The 20,014-nt window shown below is 72.7% G+C and carries 30 protein-coding genes; 20 read left to right on the plus strand and 10 right to left on the minus strand.

The genetic code is table 11. The features are described from left to right. Window positions 1-309 precede the first annotated feature (309 nt). Genes E4F61_RS06835 through E4F61_RS06850 form a run of 4 tightly spaced genes read left to right on the plus strand, consistent with a single transcriptional unit; the run spans window position 310 to window position 1,880 of the window. Window positions 310-525, plus strand: coding sequence for a hypothetical protein (locus E4F61_RS06835; RefSeq protein ID WP_133478928.1), 216 nt, complete (start codon window positions 310-312; stop codon window positions 523-525). Window positions 526-535: 10 nt separating this feature from the next. Next, the gene (locus E4F61_RS06840) at window positions 536-724 is read left to right on the plus strand and encodes a hypothetical protein (protein WP_133478929.1); all 189 of its coding nucleotides are present in this window, start codon (window positions 536-538) and stop codon (window positions 722-724) included. A 3-nt stretch (window positions 725-727) separates the two neighbouring features. After that, window positions 728-1,054, plus strand: a complete 327-nt coding sequence (locus E4F61_RS06845; protein ID WP_133478930.1) for a thioredoxin family protein — start codon at window positions 728-730, stop codon at window positions 1,052-1,054. A 1-nt stretch (window position 1,055) separates the two neighbouring features. After that, the gene (locus E4F61_RS06850; RefSeq protein WP_133478931.1) at window positions 1,056-1,880 is read left to right on the plus strand and encodes a phytanoyl-CoA dioxygenase family protein; all 825 of its coding nucleotides are present in this window, start codon (window positions 1,056-1,058) and stop codon (window positions 1,878-1,880) included. Here E4F61_RS06850 and E4F61_RS06855 read toward each other — a convergent pair. After that, window positions 1,877-2,116: a DUF2798 domain-containing protein gene (locus E4F61_RS06855; protein WP_133478932.1), complete on the minus strand. Its 240-nt coding sequence runs from the start codon at window positions 2,114-2,116 to the stop codon at window positions 1,877-1,879. The genes E4F61_RS06850 and E4F61_RS06855 overlap by 4 nt on opposite strands. A 153-nt stretch (window positions 2,117-2,269) precedes the next feature. Here E4F61_RS06855 and E4F61_RS06860 point away from each other — a divergent pair, with 153 nt between their 5' ends. Beyond that, window positions 2,270-2,581, plus strand: a complete 312-nt coding sequence (locus E4F61_RS06860) for a glycine zipper 2TM domain-containing protein (protein WP_133478933.1) — start codon at window positions 2,270-2,272, stop codon at window positions 2,579-2,581. 106 nt (window positions 2,582-2,687) lie between these two features. Continuing rightward, window positions 2,688-3,014 (plus strand): hypothetical protein, encoded by a 327-nt coding sequence (locus E4F61_RS06865; RefSeq protein WP_133478934.1) that lies wholly within the window; start codon window positions 2,688-2,690, stop codon window positions 3,012-3,014. Between the two features lie 3 nt (window positions 3,015-3,017). On the opposite strand, the gene E4F61_RS06870 is transcribed toward E4F61_RS06865, so the two are convergent. The 3 genes from E4F61_RS06870 to E4F61_RS06880 all read right to left on the minus strand — a co-directional run bounded on the left by E4F61_RS06870 (window position 3,018) and on the right by E4F61_RS06880 (window position 5,309). Next, a complete protein-coding gene (locus tag E4F61_RS06870) occupies window positions 3,018-3,404 on the minus strand; it encodes a DUF488 domain-containing protein (protein WP_133478935.1) in 387 nt (128 codons plus the stop codon). Between the two features lie 62 nt (window positions 3,405-3,466). Further along, window positions 3,467-3,694, minus strand: a complete 228-nt coding sequence (locus E4F61_RS06875; protein WP_133478936.1) for a hypothetical protein — start codon at window positions 3,692-3,694, stop codon at window positions 3,467-3,469. 112 nt (window positions 3,695-3,806) lie between these two features. Next, entirely contained in the window at window positions 3,807-5,309 is a 1,503-nt protein-coding gene (locus tag E4F61_RS06880; RefSeq protein ID WP_133478937.1) for an MFS transporter, read from the minus strand. A 200-nt stretch (window positions 5,310-5,509) separates the two neighbouring features. On the opposite strand from E4F61_RS06880, the gene E4F61_RS14670 reads away from it, so the two are divergent. Then, window positions 5,510-5,662, plus strand: a complete 153-nt coding sequence (locus E4F61_RS14670) for a hypothetical protein (protein WP_162301431.1) — start codon at window positions 5,510-5,512, stop codon at window positions 5,660-5,662. Between the two features lie 52 nt (window positions 5,663-5,714). After that, complete coding sequence (locus tag E4F61_RS06885; RefSeq protein WP_133478938.1) at window positions 5,715-7,343, plus strand: acyl-CoA dehydrogenase family protein; 1,629 nt, start codon at window positions 5,715-5,717, stop codon at window positions 7,341-7,343. A gap of 1 nt (window position 7,344) precedes the next feature. On the opposite strand, the gene E4F61_RS06890 is transcribed toward E4F61_RS06885, so the two are convergent. Next, window positions 7,345-8,310, minus strand: a complete 966-nt coding sequence (locus E4F61_RS06890) for a cation diffusion facilitator family transporter (RefSeq protein ID WP_133478939.1) — start codon at window positions 8,308-8,310, stop codon at window positions 7,345-7,347. A 167-nt stretch (window positions 8,311-8,477) separates the two neighbouring features. Between E4F61_RS06890 and E4F61_RS06895 the strand changes: the two genes are divergently transcribed. The 7 genes from E4F61_RS06895 (at window position 8,478) to E4F61_RS06925 (ending at window position 14,402) form a co-directional block, all read left to right on the plus strand. Beyond that, complete coding sequence (locus tag E4F61_RS06895) at window positions 8,478-8,684, plus strand: hypothetical protein (RefSeq protein WP_133478940.1); 207 nt, start codon at window positions 8,478-8,480, stop codon at window positions 8,682-8,684. A gap of 183 nt (window positions 8,685-8,867) precedes the next feature. Further along, a complete protein-coding gene (dbpA, locus tag E4F61_RS06900) occupies window positions 8,868-10,250 on the plus strand; it encodes an ATP-dependent RNA helicase DbpA (RefSeq protein ID WP_133478941.1) in 1,383 nt (460 codons plus the stop codon). Then, window positions 10,247-10,699, plus strand: coding sequence for a YaiI/YqxD family protein (locus E4F61_RS06905; protein WP_133478942.1), 453 nt, complete (start codon window positions 10,247-10,249; stop codon window positions 10,697-10,699). Before dbpA ends, E4F61_RS06905 begins: the two co-directional genes overlap by 4 nt. 126 nt (window positions 10,700-10,825) lie before the next feature. Beyond that, window positions 10,826-11,347: a GAF domain-containing protein gene (locus E4F61_RS06910; protein WP_133478943.1), complete on the plus strand. Its 522-nt coding sequence runs from the start codon at window positions 10,826-10,828 to the stop codon at window positions 11,345-11,347. Window positions 11,348-11,426: 79 nt separating this feature from the next. Continuing rightward, window positions 11,427-12,413: an aldo/keto reductase gene (locus E4F61_RS06915; RefSeq protein WP_133478944.1), complete on the plus strand. Its 987-nt coding sequence runs from the start codon at window positions 11,427-11,429 to the stop codon at window positions 12,411-12,413. Window positions 12,414-12,532: 119 nt separating this feature from the next. Then, complete coding sequence (locus E4F61_RS06920) at window positions 12,533-14,002, plus strand: RAD55 family ATPase (RefSeq protein ID WP_133478945.1); 1,470 nt, start codon at window positions 12,533-12,535, stop codon at window positions 14,000-14,002. A gap of 1 nt (window position 14,003) precedes the next feature. After that, complete coding sequence (locus E4F61_RS06925; RefSeq protein ID WP_162301432.1) at window positions 14,004-14,402, plus strand: response regulator; 399 nt, start codon at window positions 14,004-14,006, stop codon at window positions 14,400-14,402. A 198-nt stretch (window positions 14,403-14,600) separates the two neighbouring features. Here the strand turns inward: E4F61_RS06925 and E4F61_RS06930 are convergent, their stop codons facing one another. Together E4F61_RS06930 and E4F61_RS06935 are read right to left on the minus strand one after the other, a co-directional pair. Beyond that, complete coding sequence (locus tag E4F61_RS06930; RefSeq protein WP_133478947.1) at window positions 14,601-15,164, minus strand: hypothetical protein; 564 nt, start codon at window positions 15,162-15,164, stop codon at window positions 14,601-14,603. A 108-nt stretch (window positions 15,165-15,272) separates the two neighbouring features. After that, window positions 15,273-15,812: a DUF6630 family protein gene (locus E4F61_RS06935; RefSeq protein ID WP_133478948.1), complete on the minus strand. Its 540-nt coding sequence runs from the start codon at window positions 15,810-15,812 to the stop codon at window positions 15,273-15,275. A gap of 150 nt (window positions 15,813-15,962) precedes the next feature. Between E4F61_RS06935 and E4F61_RS06940 the strand changes: the two genes are divergently transcribed. Beyond that, window positions 15,963-16,193, plus strand: a complete 231-nt coding sequence (locus tag E4F61_RS06940; protein WP_133478949.1) for a hypothetical protein — start codon at window positions 15,963-15,965, stop codon at window positions 16,191-16,193. Between the two features lie 10 nt (window positions 16,194-16,203). Here E4F61_RS06940 and E4F61_RS06945 read toward each other — a convergent pair whose 3' ends face one another. Further along, a complete protein-coding gene (locus tag E4F61_RS06945; protein ID WP_133478950.1) occupies window positions 16,204-16,425 on the minus strand; it encodes a hypothetical protein in 222 nt (73 codons plus the stop codon). 130 nt (window positions 16,426-16,555) lie between these two features. Between E4F61_RS06945 and E4F61_RS06950 the strand changes: the two genes are divergently transcribed. The 3 genes from E4F61_RS06950 to E4F61_RS06960 all read left to right on the plus strand — a co-directional run bounded on the left by E4F61_RS06950 (window position 16,556) and on the right by E4F61_RS06960 (window position 18,332). Then, window positions 16,556-17,263 carry a hypothetical protein gene (locus E4F61_RS06950; protein WP_162301433.1) on the plus strand — a complete coding sequence of 236 codons (708 nt, stop codon included), beginning with the start codon at window positions 16,556-16,558 and terminating at the stop codon, window positions 17,261-17,263. A gap of 88 nt (window positions 17,264-17,351) precedes the next feature. Then, entirely contained in the window at window positions 17,352-17,855 is a 504-nt protein-coding gene (locus tag E4F61_RS06955; protein ID WP_238382835.1) for a DUF305 domain-containing protein, read from the plus strand. 114 nt (window positions 17,856-17,969) lie between these two features. Continuing rightward, on the plus strand, window positions 17,970-18,332 hold the full coding sequence (locus E4F61_RS06960) for a DUF1428 domain-containing protein (RefSeq protein ID WP_133478952.1): 363 nt from the start codon (window positions 17,970-17,972) through the stop codon (window positions 18,330-18,332). Window positions 18,333-18,351: 19 nt separating this feature from the next. Here E4F61_RS06960 and E4F61_RS06965 read toward each other — a convergent pair whose 3' ends face one another. After that, complete coding sequence (locus E4F61_RS06965; RefSeq protein ID WP_133478953.1) at window positions 18,352-18,801, minus strand: DMT family transporter; 450 nt, start codon at window positions 18,799-18,801, stop codon at window positions 18,352-18,354. Window positions 18,802-19,012: 211 nt separating this feature from the next. On the opposite strand from E4F61_RS06965, the gene E4F61_RS06970 reads away from it, so the two are divergent. Beyond that, the gene (locus E4F61_RS06970; protein WP_133478954.1) at window positions 19,013-19,549 is read left to right on the plus strand and encodes a lipocalin family protein; all 537 of its coding nucleotides are present in this window, start codon (window positions 19,013-19,015) and stop codon (window positions 19,547-19,549) included. Window positions 19,550-19,584: 35 nt separating this feature from the next. Here E4F61_RS06970 and E4F61_RS06975 read toward each other — a convergent pair whose 3' ends face one another. Beyond that, window positions 19,585-19,998, minus strand: a complete 414-nt coding sequence (locus tag E4F61_RS06975; RefSeq protein WP_133478955.1) for a MerR family transcriptional regulator — start codon at window positions 19,996-19,998, stop codon at window positions 19,585-19,587. Window positions 19,999-20,014: the final 16 nt, after the last annotated feature.

The following is a 20,014-nucleotide window of genomic DNA, read 5'->3' on the forward strand; positions in this document are numbered from 1 at the left end:
TCCCCGTCGCGCGCCGTCCAGACCGCCTGGGCGCGGATGCCACTGCCCCGCAGCTGCCAGCGCCCGTCCGCGGCGACGGCCGCCGCCGCCGGGGTGCCGGCCGCCGCCAGCCCGGCCGCCAGCGCGGCGACGGCGATCAGGGCGGCAGGCTCATAACGTGACGGGCTTCTCATTTACATGCGACCGTAGCGCGCCCACGTTAAGAGCGCGCGGTCGTCCGACGGGCGGCGTTATCCGCGCCGTCACTCCCCCATGGCCCCTCGCTAACGGCCGTCCGCGGAGCATCGAAGGCCGACAACGGAGGCCACGATGGGCACCAACATCCACGAGAAGCACCTGCGCGATTCCGGCCATTCCAACCCGCCGCCCGGTCCCGACAAGCTCGGCGGCGGCACCCATGCGCTGCGCGCCGGCAAGGACGGCCCGACCCAGCGGAAGTCGGTCCAGCCCAAGGAACCGCCCACGCGCGACGAGGGCCGCGACGACCGCCGCAGCGGCAGCGACAGCCACCGCGGCCGGAACTGAGGAGACCGCCATGCGCACCGACCCCGCCGACCGCCGCGCCACCCAGAAGGAAGGCCGCAAGGACGAGGCCCGCGACCTCGACCGCCACGGCCAGACGATCTCGCCCGCCCATCGTCCGGAAGCCCAGGCCGAGGACGACGCGGCCGCCATCGACCGCGCGCACTCCCGCGATCCCAACCTCGGCCGCGGGCACCACTGACGCATGGCGATGAACCGCGCCTGGGCCGCGCCCGAGCCCGGCCGCGAGGCCGTGGATGCGATGCGCGGCCCCGTGCTGCTGGAGTTCGGCACGCCCTGGTGCCCGCACTGCCTCGCTGCCGAACCGCTGCTGGCGCACGCGCTCTCGCAGCACGACGAGGTCGCGCACGTGCGCATCGAGGACGGTCGCGGTCGTCGCCTCGGGCGCTCGTTCGCGGTGAAGCTCTGGCCGACGTTCGTGCTGATGCGCGACGGCGTCGAGCAGGCCCGCGTCGTGCGCCCGCGTTCGCTGCGCGAGATCGAGGCGCTGTTCGACGAGGCGGGCGCCTGACATGGCGCCCGACGCCGCATACGAGCCCGCGGACATCCTCGGCGGCCTGTACGGTCCCGGCATCATCGGCCTGAAGGGCGCATTCGACCGCGGGTTCGTGCAGCACCTGCGCGAAGACATCGACGCGCTGTTCGACGAGGCGCTGCGCATTCCCGGCGGCGCGGTGCCGCGCGGCCCGAGCCGCCACTACGTCGAGATCCACCCCGAGCGCCTGCGCGGCTTCGTCGAGCTGGTGACCCATCCGTGGATCGTCGCCGTCTGCGAGGCGGTGCTGGGGCCCGACTGGCGCCTCGTCGAGATCGGCTTCGACGTGCCCGGCCCCGGCGCGATGGACCAGCCCTGGCATCGGGACTTTCCCTCGCCGGCGGCCACCCGCATCGGGCGACGCCTCGATTCACTGGCCTTCAACCTCACCACGGTCGACGTCACCGAGGCCATGGGGCCGTTCGAGATCGCGCCGGGCACGCAGTGGGACGCCGGCCTCGACTTCGACGGCGGCATGTTCCCGCCGCGCGCCCACTGGCCGCGCTACGAGGCCCGCGCCGAACGCAAGCTGCCGCGCATGGGCGACGTGTCGGCGCGCTCGGCGCTGACGATCCATCGCGGCACCGCCAACCGCTCCACGCAGTCGCGCCCCGTGCTGGTGCTGGGCATGGACGCGCCCGACGCCGGCAACGCCGAGCGCCACGACCTGCAGGTCACGCGCGGTTACGCGGCGACGCTGCCGCCCGGCGTGCTGGCGCACATGACCTGCCGCGTCGTCGACCGGCTCGAGCCGATCGTGCAGCTGCACCAGATCGAAGGCCTGCGCATGGGGCTGCCCTAGCGCAGCGCCGCGACCGCGAGCGCCGCACGCCAGGCGAGCGGCCGCAGCAGGTAGGCCGCGAGGATCGCCACCGGGCACGCGCGTGCCCACGCCGACAGCCAGCGCATCGCCAGCCCGGCGTCGAGGCCGGTGTTGATCGCGGTGACCACGAGCGCGACGAATGCCGACATGCCGACGGCGAGGAAGCCGGGCAGCAGGCGCTGCGCACGGCGGAGCTGGGCGGGATCGGGGCTCATACGCGCATTGTCGGGCCATCGCGGCAGCGTGACGCCGCGCACGCGCCCGTCATCGCCATTACCGCCGCCTGACTCGCCACGGCACGGAGTCAGGTTCCAGCCGGGAAGCGCTGCCTAGAGTCGGGCCATCCCCCGAGCCGACCCGAGGTCGCCATGAAGAACGTCCGAAACATCCTCGCCGCCGCGCTCCTGGCCGGTGCCGTCGTCGCCCCGTCCGCGCAGGCCGCCACGCACTGCTACGACAAGGTCGTCTACCACAAGCGCCCGGTGAAGGATCCGCACCGCGTGACCGGCACCGCCATCGGCGCCGCGCTCGGCGGCCTGCTGGGCCACCAGGTCGGCGACGGCAAGGGCCGCGACCTCGCCACCGTCGGTGGTGCCGTCGCCGGCGGCGTCGCCGGCCACAAGATCCAGCGCCACCGCCAGGACCGCACGTACCGCGAGATCGTGCGCGTCTGCAACTGATCGACCGCGTGCATGCGACGGCCGGGCCTTCGGGTCCGGCCGTCGTCGTTTCCGGCGCCTGCACCGCGCCTGCGTACACTGCGCGCCCCGTTGCCAGGAGACCGGCGTGAGCGCCTATTCCGAGACCGCCGACGCGATCGTCGAGCACGCCGAGGCGATGACGCGGCTCGACGCGCGCCGGCTCGACGCCGCGGCCTTCGAAGCCGCCGTCGCCGAGCACGTGCATGCCATCCGTGTGCTGGCGGTGTCGTATGTCGACCCGCTCGTCGACCGCGCGTTCTTCAAGGCGCTCAAGGCGGCGACGATGCGCGCGACCGGTGTGTTCGCGCACGTGCCCGAGGGCATCGCCGAGCTGCTGGTCGACACCGCGCGCGGGCAGGTGCAGGTCGCGTTGTGGAATGCGCGCGAGCTGCGCGAGGGCGGCCCGGCGTAGCGCCTACGCGATCGCCGCGCCGCGCTCGGCCAGCAGTTCGCGCAGGATCGAGCGGTGGCAGCGCGATTCGTCCGCGCAGTAGCAGCCGACCGAGAAGTCCGCCGTATGCGACAGCGCGGCCAGTGCATCCAGCACGTGACGCGCCTCGCCGCGCGCCATCTCGGCGCGATAGCGGCGCACGAACGTCGTCCACTCGCGCGGCGTGGTGCCTTCGAGCGCGAGCTTCACCGTCTCCGGCTGCGGCGCGAGCGTCGGCAGCCACGCGTCGTAGAAATCGCGCGTGGCGAATTCCTCCTTGCGAACGCCGCGCGGCGGCCGTCTCACGGTGCCGAGCCGCGTGCCCTCGCCGGGCGAGCGCGGCGAACCGAGTCGGACGATGCGGACGGCCATGCGGCGCTCCGTGCAGGGGACGCGTCGATGCTCGCGCGCCCGCGCACCGAACGCCAGCCCCGTCACGCCGCGCGACGCCAGCCGTCGTCGGCCTCGCGCGGTGCGCGGCGGCGCTCGACCCCGACATAGGCGCGGCTGAGCACGGTCGGCAGGCGCAATGCGCGGGCGCGCCGCTGCGTGCGGCGCACGTCGTCGAGGCGTTCGCGACGCAGCGCGTCGGCGAGCAGGAAGAGGAGCGCGGACGCCAGCGCGAGCGTGAGCGCGGTACCGAAGATCATGAAGGCGGCCATGGCGGAAAGCGGGGGAAACGTGCCGGGACGACACCTTCATTCCGATGCGTGACGCGTGCCGAAGGTTGCATCGATACGCCCCACCGTGCCATCGGTCATGCAAGCGGCCGCGTCATGCCGCGCGTCGCTCGGGGCCGCGCTGCCGCCGCCGTTCCTGGATCAGCCGGCCGGCGGGAAACGCGACGGCCGCGCGCAACCCCGCCACCGTCGATGCATTGCGCACGCCACGGCGCGCGACGTTGAGCACGTGCTGCAGCATCTCGCGGCGCGGCACTTCGCCCGCCTCGCGCACCAGCGACAGCCGGTGCAGCGAGTACAAGCCGATCACCGCCGAGATCAGGAAGAAGAACTGCCACCAGCCGACCGACAGCGTGACGAGGTCGAGCGCGCCGGTCGGCGAGCGCCAGTCGATTGAAAACCGCAGCTGCCGCTTTTCGAAGAAGCTCGCGAACAGGCTGCCCAGCAGCGGCGCCGTGCCGGCGGCGAGCGCGGTAACGAGCGCGTTCGTGGCGATGTACGCCGTGGCGCGGCCGCGCGGCGCGAGCTTCAGTCCGATCGCGCTCGAGGCCAGCGCGACGCCCGCCGACGTCATGCCCATCAGCACGTGGAGCACGGTCAGGTAGGCGAGGGTCCAGCCCGGCGGGCCGATCTGTCCCGCGAGTGCCATCGCCGCCACGCAGCCGATGAACGCGGGCGCCGCGAAGCTCAGCACCGTCTTGTGCGTGAACCGGTCCGACAGCCGGCCCCAGCCGCGCAGCACGACGATGTTCGCGAGCTGGCTGACGATGCTCATCACCAGCACCAGGCCCGCCGACAGCCCGAGCTGCCGGATCATGTAGACGCTGAAGAACGGCGCGGCGAGGTTGACCGCGAACTGCCACGACGCGAAGAAGCGGATCAGCCGCACGAAGCCCGGATCGCGCATCGGTTCGAGCAGCAGGCGGCCGAGGCGCCGGCCCTCGACCGCGGGCGGCATCGCCGGCTCCGGCACGCGCGACAGCTGCCACGTGCTGACCAGGCTCGACAGGAAGCCGATACCGTACAGCGCCGCGAACGCGACCGGGCTGCCGCCGCCGCGCCCGGTGGGATCGCTGAACTGTAGCGCCGCGGCCGCGGCCGCAGTGCCGGCGATGCCGAGCGCCGTCGCCCAGATCGTGCGTCGCGCGAAGAACACGCCGAGCTTGGCTTCGGGGATCAGGTCGCGGATCCACGAATTCCACGCGCAGCCCGCCACCGCGTTGAGCCCGCAGTGCACCGTCTCCCCGAGCACGAGCAATGCGAGCGCCATGCGCCGGTCGGGCAGGAAGCCGAGCGCCGCCATCAGCGGCAAGGCCAGCCGCGCCACGAACAGGCTGACGATCGCGACGCGACGCCGCGAGCGCAGGCGCTCGAGCAGTGCCACCGCGGGTGCCTGCAGCAACTGCGTGAGGAACGGGATCGCCGCGAGCACGCCGATCACCGTCGACGACGCGCCGAGCATCAGCGCGTAGGCCACGAGCACGACGCCGCTGTTGAGCGTGCCGACGATGGTGGCGAAGGCGGCGTCGAACATGAGGCGCCGGCCGCCTTCGCGCAGCTGCGTGGGAGCGATGTCGGCGGCGGGCAGGGCGGGCATCGTGGCGGCATGCGCTGCGGGCGGCCCAGCGGACCAGATGCCGCGTGACGGATCGATGGGCCGCTTGCCGGACGGCGCGTCGCGGCCGCGCGGCCGGTCCCACCCGCAACACGCTGCGATGCGCCGACGCGATGCGCACCGCGAGCCCGCGGGCCGGTGCCTTCATCGTCGCGCGACGGCGCATGCGGCATTCCTGCCGCATGACGCCCCGATACATCGCGCCGCGCCGCCTCGACGGCACCCGATCGCCACACCTCAGCGCGCGCCGGCTCAAGCGGATGCGGCGGCGCTTCACGCGCCTGGTGCTCCTGGCCGGCACCTGCCTGCTCACCGCGGCCTGCGTACTGCGCTGACGCGCCCGGGCGCGAGCGTCTAGCATCGCGGCATTCCCGGCCGGGCCTGCCCATGGACCACGCTCCGTTCGAGACGCATGCGGTGGAGAACACGCCGCCCGAGTTGGCGCCGCGCGACCTGTGGCGCGACGACGCCGCCCTGCGCGAGGCCGTCCAGCGCGAAGGCGCTGCCGCGCAGATCGCTGCGCTCGCACGCTACGGCGCGCTCGCCGGCGATGCGCTCTACGCGCTCGGCTTCGACGCCAACCGCGATCGCCCGCGCCTGCGCACGCACGATGCGCGCGGCCATCGCATCGATCGCGTCGAGTTCCATCCGGCCTACCACGCGCTGATGGACGCGGCGATCGCGCACGGCGTCGCCGGTCTGTCCTGGCGCGACGGCGCGGCCGGTTCGCACGCCGCGCGCGCCGCGCTCAGCTACCTGCACCACCAGGCCGATGCCGGCACCAGCTGCCCGCTGACGATGACGCATGCCGCGGTGCCCGTGCTGCGCCGCGAACCGGCGTTGCGCGACTGGGCCGACAAGGCGGCCGCGTTCGACTACGACGGCCGCGACGTGCCGATCGCCGACAAGCGTGGCGTGACGCTCGGCATGGGCATGACCGAGAAGCAGGGCGGCAGCGACGTGCGCGGCAACGCCACGGTGGCGACGCCGCAGGCCGATGGCAGCTACGCACTCGTCGGCCACAAGTGGTTCTTCTCCGCGCCGATGTCCGACGGCTTCCTCGTGCTCGCGCAGGCACCCGGCGGGCTCACCTGCCTGCTGATGCCGCGCCGCCTGCCGGAGGGCGAAAAGAACGCATTCCGCCTGATGCGGCTGAAGGACAAGCTCGGGGACTGGAGCAACGCGTCGTCGGAGGTCGAATTCACCGGTGCGACGGCGCACCGCATCGGCGACGAGGGCCGGGGCATCGCGACCATCCTCGAGATGGTCATGCTCACGCGGCTGGACTGCATGCTCGGCGCCGCCGCCGAGATGCGCATGGCGCTCGCGCAGGCGGTGCACCACGCACGCCACCGCGTCGCGTTCGGCGCGCGGCTGGTGGACCAGCCGCTGATGCGCAACGTGCTGGCCGATCTCGCGATCGAGGTGGAGGCCGCCGTCGCGCTGGCCATGCGCGTGGCGGGCGCGGTCGATCGCGCCCCGCACGATGCACGCGAGGCTGCGTTCGCGCGCATCGGCACCGCGATCGGCAAGTTCTGGCTGTGCAAGCGCGCACCGGTGGCGGTGAACGAGGCGCAGGAGTGCCTCGGCGGCGCCGGCTATGTCGAGGAGTCGATCCTGCCGCGCCTGTACCGGCAGGCGCCGCTCAATTCGATCTGGGAGGGCAGCGGCAACGTGCAGTGCCTCGACGTGCTGCGTGCGCTGGCGCGCGAGCCGGCCACCGTGGAGGCGCTGCGCGCCGAGCTCGACGCGGCCACGGGCATCGACGCGCGCTTCGACGCCGCGATGGCGGCGTTGCCCGCCGCGCTCGCCGCACCCGAGCCCGCGACGGCGCGGCGGCTCGTCGAGACGCTGGCGCTCGCGCTTCAGGCCGCCGTGCTGCTGCGCGCGCGCTCGCCGCTCGCGGCGGATTTCGTCGCCAGCCGCATCGCCGAGCCGCACCGCATGGCGTTCGGCACGCTGCCGTACGCCGTCGACACCGGTGCCGCGATCGAGCGCGTGCTGCCGCGCGACTGAGTCAGGAGGCCACCGCGGTCGGCGGCTCGCCGCGGCGCGCGCGCAGCATGCGCTGCCGCCACGTCTCGGCCGTCTGCGGCTTGACGAACAGCGCGACGACTTCCGGATGCGCCTCCTGCACGCCGGTCTCGATGCGCCGGATGCAGGCCTCGATCTCGGGCGTGGTCAGACGGTCGTGGAAATCCGCGCTGAGCGCGGCGACCACCGTCTCCGGGCCGAACTGCTGCGTGATCGCGCCGTTCGCGCAGCGCACGTCCGGGTCGGCGTCGGCGATGCGCAGGATGTCGTCACGCACCGCCTGGTTCGCGCTTTCGCCAAGCAGCAGCGCCTTGGTCTCGCGTACCAGCAGCATCGCCGTCACTGCCAGCAGCAGGCCGATGACGAGCGAGGCGATGCCGTCCCAGCGCGGGTCGCCGGTGGCCTGCGCCAGCGCGATGCCACCCAGCGCGACAAGCAGGCCCAGCAGCGCCGCGGTGTCCTCGAACAGCACGGTGAAGGTGGTCGGATCCTTGCTCTGGCGGAAGGCTTCGAACCAGCCCAGCGTGCCTTTCGAGCGGCGGAACTCGCGCATCGCCACCGCCCAGGAAAACCCCTCGAACACCAGCGACGCGCCGAGCACGAGGTAGTTGACCATGGGCCGTTCCATCGGTGCGGGGTGGCGCAGGTGGCGCACGCCTTCGTAGGCCGACACGCCCGCGCCGAGCGCGAACACCAGCAACGCGACGATGAACGCCCAGAAGTACAGCTCGCGGCCGTGCCCGAACGGATGCGCCCCGTCGACCGGCCGCGCCGCCCGGCGCATGCCATAGAGCATGAGCACTTCGTTGGTCGTGTCGACCATCGAATGCACGCCCTCGCTGAGCATCGCGGAACTGCCGGTGATCGCCGCGGCCACGAACTTCGTCACCGACACCGCGAGATTGCCGATCAGCGCGGCGATGACGACCTTGTGCTCGGGAGAGGCCATGGGCGGGACGCGGGCGGAGACGCGGATGCTGGCGTCGCGAACGTGAACCGGCCGTCGCGTAGCTGACCGGCCGCTTACGGGATTCGCCCCGCGCTCGCCCGACGCTAACGCCCGCTACCGCAGGGTGGACCCACGCACCGCATCGGCGGCGCCCCCAGGAGATACCCATGACCACGTCCAAGAACCGTCCGGAATCGGAAAGCCCGCACATGATCAAGGCGACGAACCAGGGCAGCGTCGACACGCAGACCCAGCGCGACGCGCAGCAGGCCTACAAGGACAATTTCGCCGACCAGTCGGAAGGGGCCAAGAGCGAGGGCCAGCCGACGGCGATGCACGGCAAGGGCGCCGGGTTCAGCCGCAACAAGCAGTAACGCAGGGCCGCGGCCGTCGTGCATCGACGGCCGAAGCGGCCGGCATGCGCCGTGCGTGCGGATGCCGGCCACGCACTGGTCCTCGGCGCTGGCGAACGGCCTGCCAACGCGCTGCGTCGCACCTTGCATGCGGCGCGGCCACGTATCCGCCGGGCCTGACGCGCCTGCGCCGTATCATGTCGCATGACCGACGCCGTCGAATTCTCCGATCTTCCCCTCGCGCCCGCACTGTTCCAGGGCCTCGACGCCCTCGGCCACGTGCGCATGACGCCCGTGCAGGCGCAGGCGCTGCCGCACCTGCTCGAAGGCCGTGACCTCATCGCGCAGGCGCCCACCGGCAGCGGCAAGACGGCCGCCTTCGGGCTGGCGCTGCTGCAGCGCCTCGACCTCGCCGACATCCGCGTGCAGGCGCTGGTGCTGTGCCCCACGCGCGAGCTCGCCGACCAGGTGGCGAAGAACGTGCGGAAACTCGCCACCGGCCTGCCGAACATGAAGCTGCTCACGCTGTTCGGCGGCGTCGCGCTCGGTCCGCAGCTGGCCTCGCTCGAGCACCCGCCGCACGTCGTGGTCGGCACGCCGGGCCGCGTGCAGGAACTGCTGCGCAAGAAGGCGCTCGACCTGCGCGCCGTGCGCGTGCTGGTGCTCGACGAAGCCGACCGCATGCTCGACATGGGCTTCGAGGAACCCATCCGCGAAATCATCAAGGCGACGCCGAAGGACCGGCAGACGCTGCTGTTCTCCGCGACCTATCCCGAGGCCATCCGCGACGTCGCGCGCGCGTCGATGCGCGAGCCGGTCGAGGTGACCGTCGAGGGCGCGGCCGACGCGGCGCCGATCGAACAGCGCTTCTACGACGTGGAGCCGGCCGACAAGCCCGCCGCGCTCGCCGGCCTGCTGATCGAGCAGGGCGGCGACAGCGCGGTGGTGTTCTGCAACATGCGCCGCGATACCGAGGAGGTCGTCGCCTCGCTCACGCACCTGGGCTTCACCGCGCTTGCGCTGCATGGCGACATGGAGCAGCGCGACCGCGAGGAAGTGCTGGTGCGCTTCTCCAACCGCAGCTGCGGCGTGCTGGTGGCCAGCGACGTCGCCGCGCGCGGGCTCGATGTCGAGGACCTCGGCGTCGTCGTCAACTACGACGTGCCGCACGATGCCGATACGTACGTCCATCGCATCGGGCGCACCGGCCGCGCGGGCCGGCAGGGCACGGCGCTCACGCTGTGCACGCCGCGCGAGCAGCCGCGCCTGCGCGTCATCGAGGAGGCGCTCGGCCTGCAGATCGTGCCGCGTCGCCCGCCGCTGGCCGCGCTGCGCGCCAACGTCGGCATGCGCGCACCGATGGTGACGCTGCGCATCGACGGCGGACGCACCGACAAGCTGCGTCCCGGCGACATCGTCGGCGCGCTCACCGGGGACGCCCGACTGAAGGCCGACGCGATCGGCAAGATCGCCGTGTTCCCCACGCGCAGCTACGTCGCCATCGCGCGCGCGCAGGCCGACCGCGCGCTCGCGCGCCTGCAGGAAGGCCGCATCAAGGCGAAGAAGTTCCGCGTCCGCCGGCTGTGAGCGAGGCGCCGCGCATCTGGGTCGATGCCGACGCCTGCCCGGCGCCGATCCGCGACATCCTGGTGCGCGCGGCGATGCGCGCGCAGGTGCACGTCACCTTCGTCAACCAGTGGATCCGCCTGCCGGCGTCGCCGTGGCTGCGCGCGGTGCAGGTGCCGCACGGGCCCGACGTCGCCGACAGCGAGATCGCTTCGCGCCTGACGTGCGGCGACTTGGTGGTTACGCAGGACATCCCGCTCGCCGCGCGCGCGGTCGAGGCGGGCGCGACCGCGGTGAATCCGCGCGGCGAGCCGTATACCGAAGCGACCATCGCCGAGCGCCTGTCGATGCGCAACTTCATGGACGAGTTACGCGGCGCGGGTGTGCAGACCGGTGGCCCCGCACCGTTCCATGCGCGCGACCGGCAGGCCTTCGCCGCGCAACTCGATCGTTGGCTCGCGCGGCGCTGAGGCTTTCGTCACCTGCATGAACGCAAGCGGCCGCGTGAGTACGTCACGCGGCCCACGGCCGCTTGGTGGCGCGTAACCTCGACAGGAAGCGTGGCGCACAAGCGGCTGCGCTCATGGAGGTAATGCATGGAATCCGTTCAAAGCGCCTGCGAACAGGCACGACAACGCATCGATGACGATGCGCCGCTCGACGAGATCCTCAATGGCCTGGTGAATGCGGCCGAGACGATCGCGGGCGACGGCAGCGTCGCGTCGGTGCTGATACTTGACGACGATGGCCTGCTGCGCAACGGCGCGTCGCCGAACCTGCCGCGCCATTACCTCGAGGCGATCGATGGCATCCGTCCGCATCCGGCGGTGGGCACCTGCGCCGCCGCGGCCGCGACCGGCGAGATCGTGGTCACGCCGAACTTCCTCGACGACCGCAAGTGGGTCGAGCTGCGCCATCTGCCCATCGCGATCGGCTTTATCGGCGCGTGGAGCATGCCGATCAAGACCGTCGACGGCCGCGTGCTGGGCACGTTCGGTACGTACTACCGCGACATCCGCGAGCCCAGCGATGTCGAACGCGCCGCGTTGCGGCAGCTCGCCGCGGTCGCCGCGGCCGCACTCGAACACGCACGCCGCGAAGTGCCCGGCGTCGCCTGATCGCGCGCTTCGCGCGCAGTCCACGCACGGCTACGGCCCGCTACCGCATCCTGTGCCTCATCCCGCACCGGATCGCGCCATGAAGACCCGCACGCTCGGCCGCCACGGCCCCGTCGTCTCCGAACTCGGCTACGGCTGCATGGGACTGAGCCATGCCTATGGCCACGCGCTCGATCGCAACGCCGGCATCGCACTGCTGCGCGCGGCGGTCGACCGCGGCGTCACCTTCTTCGACACCGCCGAGGTCTACGGGCCTTACGTCAACGAGGAACTCGTCGGCGACGCGCTCGCACCGGTGCGCGAACGCGTGGTCATCGCCACCAAGTTCGGCTTCGCCATCCCCGCGCAGGGCGATCGCGTGCTCGACAGCCGGCCGCCGCACATCCGTGCCGTCTGCGAGGCATCGCTCAAGCGCCTGAAGACCGACGTGATCGATCTGTTCTACCAGCACCGCGTCGATCCGCAGGTGCCGATCGAGGACGTCGCCGGCACTGTCGGCGCGCTGATCCGCGAAGGCAAGGTGCGGCATTTCGGCCTGTCGGAAGCCGGCGTCGACACGATCCGACGCGCGCATGCGGTGCAGCCGGTCGCCGCGCTGCAGAGCGAGTACTCGCTGTGGTGGCGCGAGCCGGAGGCGGAGATCCTGCCGCTGCTCGAGGAACTGGGCATCGGCTTCGTGCCGTTCAGCCCGCTCGGGCGCGGGTTCCTCACCGGCGCGATCGGCGCCGACACCGCGTTCGAGGCCGGCGACTTCCGTGCGGGCGTGCCGCGCTTCAGCGCCGAGGCGCGCGCGGCGAACCAGGTCTTCGTCGACACGCTGGGCGCCATCGCCGACGCGAAGGGCGCGACGAAGGCGCAGGTCGCGCTCGCGTGGCTGCTCGCGCAGCGGCCGTGGATCGTGACGATCCCCGGCACCACGAAGCTGCACCGGCTCGAGGAGAACCTCGGCGCCGCGGACATCGCGCTCGACGCCGGCGATCTCGACGCGATCGACGCCGCGCTGTCGCGCATCGAGATCCACGGCGCGCGCTACAACGAGGCGCAGATGCGGATGGTCGATCGCTAGCACGTCGCGGGCCGCGCAGCGTCGGCGCCGCGTGACCGGCGCGCCGACGCGCGGCGGTATGCTCTGCGCCCCAACGCGACGCGCGTTCACCGCCGTACCGGGCAGACAGCGGACGACACATGGAGCATTCGAACAACAGGGGCGCCGTGGCGATCGAGGCACGGCGCGTGGCCTCCGGCGACGCCGGGCTCGACCGGATCCTCGGCGGCGGCATCTTCCGCGGCGCGGTCACGATCCTGCAGGGCATGCCCGGTGCCGGCAAGACGACGCTGGCCAACCAGATGGCGTTCGAGAATTCGCGGCGCGGTGGCCGCACGGTCTACATCACCCTGCTGTCCGAATCGCATGGGCGCATGACCGCGTCGCTGACGCCGATGCGCTTCTTCGACGACGCCGAGATCGGCCAGACGATCCACTACGTCAGCGGCTATTCGATCCTGATGGAGGAGGGCGCGCGTGCGCTGCTGCACCTGATCGGCAGCGAGGCGCGCGACCGCGAGGCGAACCTCGTCGTGCTCGACGGGCTGTTCGTGCTCGGCGACGCCGGCCTGACCGAAAGCGAGTACCGGCGCTTCGTCAACGACCTCGCGCTGCAGGCCGAGCTGATGGGTTGCACGGTGCTGCTGCTCACCAATGGGCGCCGGGCGTCGGACAGTCCCGAATTCACCATGGTCGACGGCTGGCTGGAACTGGGCTGGCAGGTCGCCGGGCATCGCGCATGCCGCTTCATCGAAGCGCACAAGCTGCGCGGCAGCGGGTTCCTCGCCGGCCGCCACAGCCTGCGCATCTCGACCGCCGGCGTCGAGGTCTTCCCACGGCTGGAGTCCTACCTCGGGCACCGGCCGCGGGTGCCGACGGCCGACGCGCGCGTCTCCACCGGCGTCGATGCGATCGACGCGATGCTCGGGGGCGGCCTGCCGGCGTTCTCGAACACGCTGGTGTGGGGGCCGACCGGCATCGGCAAGACCACGGTCGGCCTGCATTTCCTGTCGATGTGCTCGCCCGACGCGCCCGGCCTGCTGTTCGGTTTCTACGAGTCGCCGGAGGAATGCGTGCATGGCGCGCGCCGCCGCGGGATCGACCTGGAATCGCGCATCGCCGACGGCAGCCTGCAGGTGGTCTGGCATCCGCCCACCGAGCACGACCTCGACATGCTCGGGCACGCCCTGCTCGACAACGTGCGTACGCGCGGCGTGCGGCGCCTGCTGATCGACGGCATCGACGCGTTCGAGAAGGTCGCACTCGAGCCCGGCCGCCTGCACCGCTACCTCACCGCGCTGACCTACGAGCTGCGCAGCGCGGGCTGCACGTCGATGTTCACCTCGGAGATCGCGGGCCTCTTCGATGAGCAGCCGCTGGTGCTCGCCGGCGACCGCTCCGCGATCGGGCAGAACATCCTGCTGATGCGTTACGCGCAGCAGGGCGAGCGGCTCACGCGGTCGCTGTCGTGGTTGAAGGTGCGCGAGAGCGCCTTCGACACGCGCGCGCATGCCTTCGAGATCGGCGCAGGGGGCCTGCGGCTGCAGGCGCCGCTCGATCCGCGCTCCACGCCGGCCGCGTGCATGGCGACCGGAACCGCCGGGGCCTGAGATGGCCGACGCGTCCAGCCCGCAGCGGGTGATCCTCGTGGTCGAGGACGAGCCCGGCATCCGCGACGGCCTGCAGATGCTGCTGGAGCTGGAGGGCTACGACGTGGTCGTCGCCTCCAACGGCCTGCAGGCGTTCGAGGTGCTGGCCGCGAAGGACTGCGACCTGGTGATCACCGACCAGATGATGCCGCGCATGGACGGCATCACGTTCCTCGGCCGGCTTCGCGAGCAGACCCGCTACCGCGCGTTGCCGGTGATCATGATCAGCGCGGTGCCGCGCCCGCCGGAAGCGATCGGGCCACTCGCCGATGCGTTCATCGGCAAGCCGTTCGAAGCGCCGCGACTGCTGCAGACCATCCAGCGCCTGCTGGCGAGCGGCCGCACCGCGCCCATCGCCTGAGCGATCAGGTCGGGGCGAACGGCTTCGTCACCTTCTTCTCGTGCTTGGCCGCGCGCTTTTCCTGCGGCGTCTTCGCCGGCTTCTTCTTCGTTTCCTTCTTGCGGTCCAGTCCCTTGCTCATGATGCACTCCGGTATCCGCAGGAGGGCTGCGGCCGCGCGCAGCATGGCAGGTCCGGCGCGCAGGCGCGGTGCAGGCGTCAGCGCGCGGCCGCGCGCGTGGCCGATGCGTGGAACAGCGCGGCCGACAGCAGCCACGGCAGCATGAAGAACGCGGTGATCGCGGCCACGCGCAGCGGGCCGTCGTGCGGTGCGCCCCAGCCGCCGAGCATCGCGATTGCGCCCACCGCCGCGTGCGCGGCCGCCGTGGCGAGCATGGCGCGCACCATCGCGCGCGGCCGGCCGCGGGCCATGAGCGCCGCCGCGATCGCGACCGCCACCACGCCCATGAACATCAGGTTGGCCGGGTTGCCGCCATCGCCCACCAGTCCGACCGCGAGGTTCACCCAGACCAGCGCGAAGCCGCCGAGCACCGCGGCGGCGAAGCCCAGCCGCGCCATGCCGTCGCCCGACAGGCGCCGCGCCAGTTCCCACGCGCCGCAGGTGAGCGCGAGCAGCGCGCCCATCACGATGAAATCGGAGGCGGTCCAGGCGACGCCGCTGCCGGGAAACCGCATCGCGATGGCCGGCAGCAGCAGGAGGCCCGTCGCCGTGCCCCAGGCCGGGCGGCTCCAGCCGCGTGCATTGCCCGTGTTCGTCGCCATCGTGGTGCTCCTCGCGTGGATTGCCGCACCCGGCGTGCGGTGAGGCCAGCCTCGCGCGCGTCGGTGAGCGGTCGATGCGCGCTCGGTGAAGCGAAGGCGAAGTCGGGATCAGCCGCCGGCCGGCCGCACGTGCAGGCCCAGCGCGCCCGCGATCGCGCGCAGGCCCTCGTCGTCGCGGCTGAGCGTGATGAAGCCGCTCTGGCCGTCGGCGGTCTCGCGCGCCCACAGCGTGTAGTGGTGCTCGCGAAGGCGATCGAACGCGGTGTCGAGCAGTTCGGCGAGGTCGGTGCCGTCGAGGAAATCGTCGTCGGTCGGGTCCTCGACGCCCCAGTCGATGTGCAGGTCGAAGCGCGCGGCGAGCTCGTCGAGGCATTCGACCAGTCCGCGCGTGTCGCCGTCCTCGACGTTGAAGGTCGACTTCCAGTCGGTCGCCTCGCGCAGCGCCTCGATCGCCACGTCCACGTCGTCGGTGCCGTCGGCGGCGTCGCGCCACGCGGCGAGCTGCGCGGCGGCGCCGTCCTCGTCGCCGGGATTGATCAGCAGCAGCAGCTGCCAGACCACCGCTTCCAGCGCGGCCTCGTCGTCGAGGTCGGTGCCTTCGCCGAAGGCCTGCGCGAAGTTGTCGTCGGGATCGAATTCGGAATGCATGGGCCGGGCTGCAGGCGATGGGGCCCGCATCATCGCGTCATCCGCGTTCACGCGCCGCGTGCGCGCCGACCGGAGGCGGGCGGCGGCCAACACCGGCCGTACGGTGGCGTGCTGTAATCTTGCCCGGGGTCACACTTTCAGGGTGCCGCGATGCTCCACCTCGATCTCTGCTGGGACGAACACGGGCGCGGGATCGTCCTGCGCCACGGCGACCGCCAGGGCCGCCGCGGTTGGCCGATGCGCCTGTTCGCCCTCGGCAGCGCCCGGGTCGACGCGGGCTCGCTCAGCGGCGAGCTGATGGACGAACTCGAGATGTTCGGGTCGGCCGTGCTCCGCGCCGTCGACGAGACCACGATCGTGCGACGCCTCGTCGCCCACTGACCCGCACGCGTCAGCCGGGCCAGTAGCCGTCCGGCCAGCGCTGCATCACCTCGCGGAAGCTGTCGGGATCGACGTACCACATGCGCGGCGCGCGCCAGCCGATGCAGCGACCGTCCACGCGCAGCGTGAGCTGCATCGGGTTCTGGCCGAGCAGTTCGCACAGCTGCGCCCAGTTGGGCGGGGTGGTGGACACGAAGTCCTGCGGCGGTCGGGTCGAGCGGATGGCGGGCATGTCGCCAGTCTCGACGGCCGCATCTCACCGGCTGAGAAGCCTTGCACGGCGCGGGCTTAGCGGCGCGCCGCTTGAACCGCCACCGGCACGCGGGTTCCATAGCGCTGTCGATCGTTCCCGAGGCGACGCCATGGCCGTCCGACCGTCGCGATTCCCCGCCGCTGCGCGCGCCCGCCGCGGGCAGGCCCGCATGCTGATCGACCGCGCCGCCGTGCGCTGGACGCTGCCGGTCGCGGCGGTGGTGCTCGCCTGGGCCGGGTCGATGTACACGCCGTGGGCCGCCGATACCGCCTCGCGCCTGTGGCTGTACGACCTCGTCTACTACCTGCGCTACGTCGCGCTCCTGGCCTGGCTGGCGGTGGCGGTGCGGCTAGCCGCGACCGGCGCCTCGCGGCGGCAGGCGCTTCCGCTCGCGCTCGCCGCGCTGGTCGCGGCCGTCGTGGTCCTGGTCGAGAGTCCCGGCCTCGGGCTGCGCCTGCGCGTGGCGGCGAGTGCCGACGCGCTCGACCGCGTGGCCGCGGGTCCGGACGGCCTGTACCGCCGTCGCGCCGGGCATCTCATCATCGACGGCGTGAGCCGCCCCTGCGACCGCGCCCGGCCATGGCTGTGGCTGGGGCGACCGCACGGCGGCGGCACCGGCACCGGCATCGCGCTGGTGCGCAGCCCGGCCGCACGCCCGCAGGTGCCGCGCGGTGGCGCGCATCGCGTGCTGCACCTCGACGGGCCGGGGTGGCTCGCGTTCCAGCACGGTGCCCCGACGCCGCAACTGGCCTGCGAGTCCGCGGTCGAGCTGCGCGACATCGCGGCCGGGCGCGCGTTCATGGCGCGCGGCCGCTGACGTCCGGGCGCCGGAGACGACAGGGCGCGTACCGGGTATGCACGCTGCACGGCGCAGGCTGGGCGGCCCGTCCGCCCGAGCCGCGCGCATGAACGCATCGACGACCTCCGCACCCGCGCACGACGACCGCGCGATGTACCGCCGCTTCCTCGCCATGGTCGCCACGTCGACCGCGGTGATGTTCGTGCTGACCTACCTCACCACCTACCGCGCCGACCACGTCTTCTTCATCCAGACGCGCATGTGGATGGCGCTGGTGATGGGCGCGGCGATGGCGCTGGTGATGCTGGGCTTCATGCGCCACATGCTGACGGACGGCCGGCGCAATACGGCGATCGTCGCCGGCGCGGTGGCCGTGTTCGCGCTCGCGCTGTGGCTGGTGCGCAGCCAGGCGACGGTGGGCGACGCGGCCTACCTGCGCGCGATGATTCCGCACCATTCGATCGCGATCCTTACCAGCCGTCGCGCGCACATCGAGGACCCGCGCGTGCGCCGCCTCGCCGACGGCATCATCGCGGCGCAGGAACGCGAGATCGACGAGATGAAGGCGTTGATCCGCGATCTCGACGACGGCGACACGGCCGCCCGCTGAGCGGGCGTGCGCGGGACGGCGGCCGGCCGTCGCGCGTGTCCCCGCGCCGACGGGAGGTCGCCCCTCCGCGGCCGATCGTGGTCACCCTGCCCGTCCCACCCCAGGAGACCCACCATGTACCTCGACGGATTCGTGCTGCCGCTGCGCGACGACAAGCGGGCCGACTACACCGCCATGGCGGAGACGTTCGCGCGCCGCGCGAAGGCGCTGGGCGCGCTGGGTTCGGTGGAGGCGCTCGGCGACGGGCTCGAGCACGGCCACACCACCGACTTCTTCCGCGCGGTCAAGGCGGAGGACGGCGAGAACGTCGTGTTCTCGTTCGTGGTCTGGCCGGACAAGGCCACGCGCGACGCCGCGTGGAAGGCGCTGATGAACGACCCGGAGATGCAGCCCGGCCCCGAGCCGATGCCGTTCGACGGCAAGCGGATGTTCTGGGGCGGCTTCAAGCCGATCGTCAGCACGCTGGCGTTCGACTGAGCGACGCGCGCCGCCGCGCTCAGCCGCGGCGCACCAGCACCACGCCCGCCACCACCAGCAGCGCGCCGATCGCACGCGCCGTGCTCATCGGCGCGAGCGGCAGGCCCAGCGCGGCGTGGTGGTCGAGCCACAGCGCGGTGACGATCTGCCCGGCGATGCCGATCGTGACCAGCGACGCCAGCCCGATGCGCGGCGCGGCGAACGCCGCGATGGCGACGTAGCTCGCGCCGTAGATCCCGCCCAGCCACGCGTACCAGGGCAGCGGCGCGAACGCCGCCGCGCCCGGGCGGTTGCCGCTGGCCAGCCACGCCGCCAGCAGCGCCAGCGTGCCGACCGCGAACGAGATCAGCGCGGCCAGCAGCGGCGAGCCGCCGGCCTTCGACAGCATCACGTTGGTGGGCACCTGCAGCGCGAGCAGGCCGCCGCCCAGCAGCACCAGCAGGATCGGCCCCAGGATCGACGGTGACATGGCAGCGCCTCGCAGCAGGGCCCGCGGCCCGGAGCGGGGCAGCGTGCCGCGCGCGGCCGCGCGTCCGCAACCGCATCGGCCTAGCGTGCGGACGCCGACCCGACGTGTTGCTTGGCACGCGATCGCGATCGCCGCCGCGTGGCCGCCGTTCACCGTCCCTCGCCGCAGGCTCCGCCACGCTGCCGCGTCCTCCGCCGCCGACCCGTCCGCCATGGCCCGACGCCTCGCATCGCTGCTCGCCCTGCTGCTGCTCGTCGTGCCCGCGCTGCACGCGGCCGAGCCCAACCGCCCGGTGCCCAACGTCGACCTCGCGCGCTATGCCGGCACCTGGTACGAGCAGGCGCACCTGCCGATGTTCTTCCAGCGCGACTGCGCGCGCGACACCACCGCGACCTACACGCTGCGCAAGGACGGCCGCGTCGACGTACTCAACCGCTGCACCACGAAGAACGGCGCGATCCGGCAGGCGCAGGGCGTCGCACGCCGCGTCGGCGACAGCACGTCGAAGCTCGAGGTGCGCTTCGCGCCCGCGTGGCTGTCGGCGCTGCCGTTCGTCTGGGGCGATTACTGGGTGATCGGCCTCGACCCCGACTACCGCTGGGCGATGGTCGGCGCGCCGGGTCGCGACTACCTGTGGATCCTCGCGCGCGACCGCGTGCTCGACCGCGCGACGCGCGACCGCCTCGTCGAGCGCGCGCGCGCGATGGGCTATCCGGTCGACAAGCTGGTGTTCACGCCGCAGGGCTGAGGCACCGCCGCGTCGACGACGCATCGCGTGCGCGGCTAAGTCCCCGAGGCCGCGTCCTCGAACGTCGCCAGGATCGGGCAGGGGCCCGCAGCGTCGCCCGCGCAGCGCGACGCCAGCCGCCGCAGCCCATCGCGCGCACGGGTGAGCTCGTCGATCTTCGCGTCGAGCGCGGCGACGCGCTGCAGCGCGAGCGCGCGTGCCGGCGCGCGATCGTCCGCGGCGTCCAGCTCAAGAAGGCGCGCGATCCCTTCCAGCGTGAAGCCCGCGGCCTGCGCGGCGCGGATGAAACGCAGGCGGCGCACGTCAGCGTCGCCGTAGCGGCGCACGCCGGCCTCCGACCCCGCGCCGCGCGACGGCAGCGGCAGCAGCCCGCGGCGCTGGTAGTAGCGCACCGTTTCCACGCCGACGCCGCCCGCGCGGGCCAGCCCCGCGATCGTCATGTCGCCCATGCTTGACTCCGTACCG

Source organism: Cognatilysobacter segetis, from assembly GCF_004359965.1.
In the GTDB taxonomy this organism is placed as follows: Bacteria; Pseudomonadota; Gammaproteobacteria; order Xanthomonadales; family Xanthomonadaceae; genus Cognatilysobacter; species Cognatilysobacter segetis.

Coding starts and splice junctions, on each gene's coding strand:
- E4F61_RS06835 (WP_133478928.1), top strand. CDS start 310: ATGGGCACCAACATCCACGAGAAGCACCTGCGCGATTCCGGCCATTCC.
- E4F61_RS06840 (WP_133478929.1), top strand. CDS start 536: ATGCGCACCGACCCCGCCGACCGCCGCGCCACCCAGAAGGAAGGCCGC.
- E4F61_RS06845 (WP_133478930.1), top strand. CDS start 728: ATGGCGATGAACCGCGCCTGGGCCGCGCCCGAGCCCGGCCGCGAGGCC.
- E4F61_RS06850 (WP_133478931.1), top strand. CDS start 1,056: ATGGCGCCCGACGCCGCATACGAGCCCGCGGACATCCTCGGCGGCCTG.
- E4F61_RS06855 (WP_133478932.1), bottom strand. CDS start 2,116: ATGAGCCCCGATCCCGCCCAGCTCCGCCGTGCGCAGCGCCTGCTGCCC.
- E4F61_RS06860 (WP_133478933.1), top strand. CDS start 2,270: ATGAAGAACGTCCGAAACATCCTCGCCGCCGCGCTCCTGGCCGGTGCC.
- E4F61_RS06870 (WP_133478935.1), bottom strand. CDS start 3,404: ATGGCCGTCCGCATCGTCCGACTCGGTTCGCCGCGCTCGCCCGGCGAG.
- E4F61_RS06875 (WP_133478936.1), bottom strand. CDS start 3,694: ATGGCCGCCTTCATGATCTTCGGTACCGCGCTCACGCTCGCGCTGGCG.
- E4F61_RS06880 (WP_133478937.1), bottom strand. CDS start 5,309: ATGCCCGCCCTGCCCGCCGCCGACATCGCTCCCACGCAGCTGCGCGAA.
- E4F61_RS14670 (WP_162301431.1), top strand. CDS start 5,510: ATGACGCCCCGATACATCGCGCCGCGCCGCCTCGACGGCACCCGATCG.
- E4F61_RS06885 (WP_133478938.1), top strand. CDS start 5,715: ATGGACCACGCTCCGTTCGAGACGCATGCGGTGGAGAACACGCCGCCC.
- E4F61_RS06890 (WP_133478939.1), bottom strand. CDS start 8,310: ATGGCCTCTCCCGAGCACAAGGTCGTCATCGCCGCGCTGATCGGCAAT.
- E4F61_RS06895 (WP_133478940.1), top strand. CDS start 8,478: ATGACCACGTCCAAGAACCGTCCGGAATCGGAAAGCCCGCACATGATC.
- dbpA (WP_133478941.1), top strand. CDS start 8,868: ATGACCGACGCCGTCGAATTCTCCGATCTTCCCCTCGCGCCCGCACTG.
- E4F61_RS06910 (WP_133478943.1), top strand. CDS start 10,826: ATGGAATCCGTTCAAAGCGCCTGCGAACAGGCACGACAACGCATCGAT.
- E4F61_RS06915 (WP_133478944.1), top strand. CDS start 11,427: ATGAAGACCCGCACGCTCGGCCGCCACGGCCCCGTCGTCTCCGAACTC.
- E4F61_RS06920 (WP_133478945.1), top strand. CDS start 12,533: ATGGAGCATTCGAACAACAGGGGCGCCGTGGCGATCGAGGCACGGCGC.
- E4F61_RS06925 (WP_162301432.1), top strand. CDS start 14,004: ATGGCCGACGCGTCCAGCCCGCAGCGGGTGATCCTCGTGGTCGAGGAC.
- E4F61_RS06930 (WP_133478947.1), bottom strand. CDS start 15,164: ATGGCGACGAACACGGGCAATGCACGCGGCTGGAGCCGCCCGGCCTGG.
- E4F61_RS06935 (WP_133478948.1), bottom strand. CDS start 15,812: ATGCATTCCGAATTCGATCCCGACGACAACTTCGCGCAGGCCTTCGGC.
- E4F61_RS06940 (WP_133478949.1), top strand. CDS start 15,963: ATGCTCCACCTCGATCTCTGCTGGGACGAACACGGGCGCGGGATCGTC.
- E4F61_RS06945 (WP_133478950.1), bottom strand. CDS start 16,425: ATGCCCGCCATCCGCTCGACCCGACCGCCGCAGGACTTCGTGTCCACC.
- E4F61_RS06950 (WP_162301433.1), top strand. CDS start 16,556: ATGGCCGTCCGACCGTCGCGATTCCCCGCCGCTGCGCGCGCCCGCCGC.
- E4F61_RS06955 (WP_238382835.1), top strand. CDS start 17,352: ATGAACGCATCGACGACCTCCGCACCCGCGCACGACGACCGCGCGATG.
- E4F61_RS06960 (WP_133478952.1), top strand. CDS start 17,970: ATGTACCTCGACGGATTCGTGCTGCCGCTGCGCGACGACAAGCGGGCC.
- E4F61_RS06965 (WP_133478953.1), bottom strand. CDS start 18,801: ATGTCACCGTCGATCCTGGGGCCGATCCTGCTGGTGCTGCTGGGCGGC.
- E4F61_RS06970 (WP_133478954.1), top strand. CDS start 19,013: ATGGCCCGACGCCTCGCATCGCTGCTCGCCCTGCTGCTGCTCGTCGTG.
- E4F61_RS06975 (WP_133478955.1), bottom strand. CDS start 19,998: ATGGGCGACATGACGATCGCGGGGCTGGCCCGCGCGGGCGGCGTCGGC.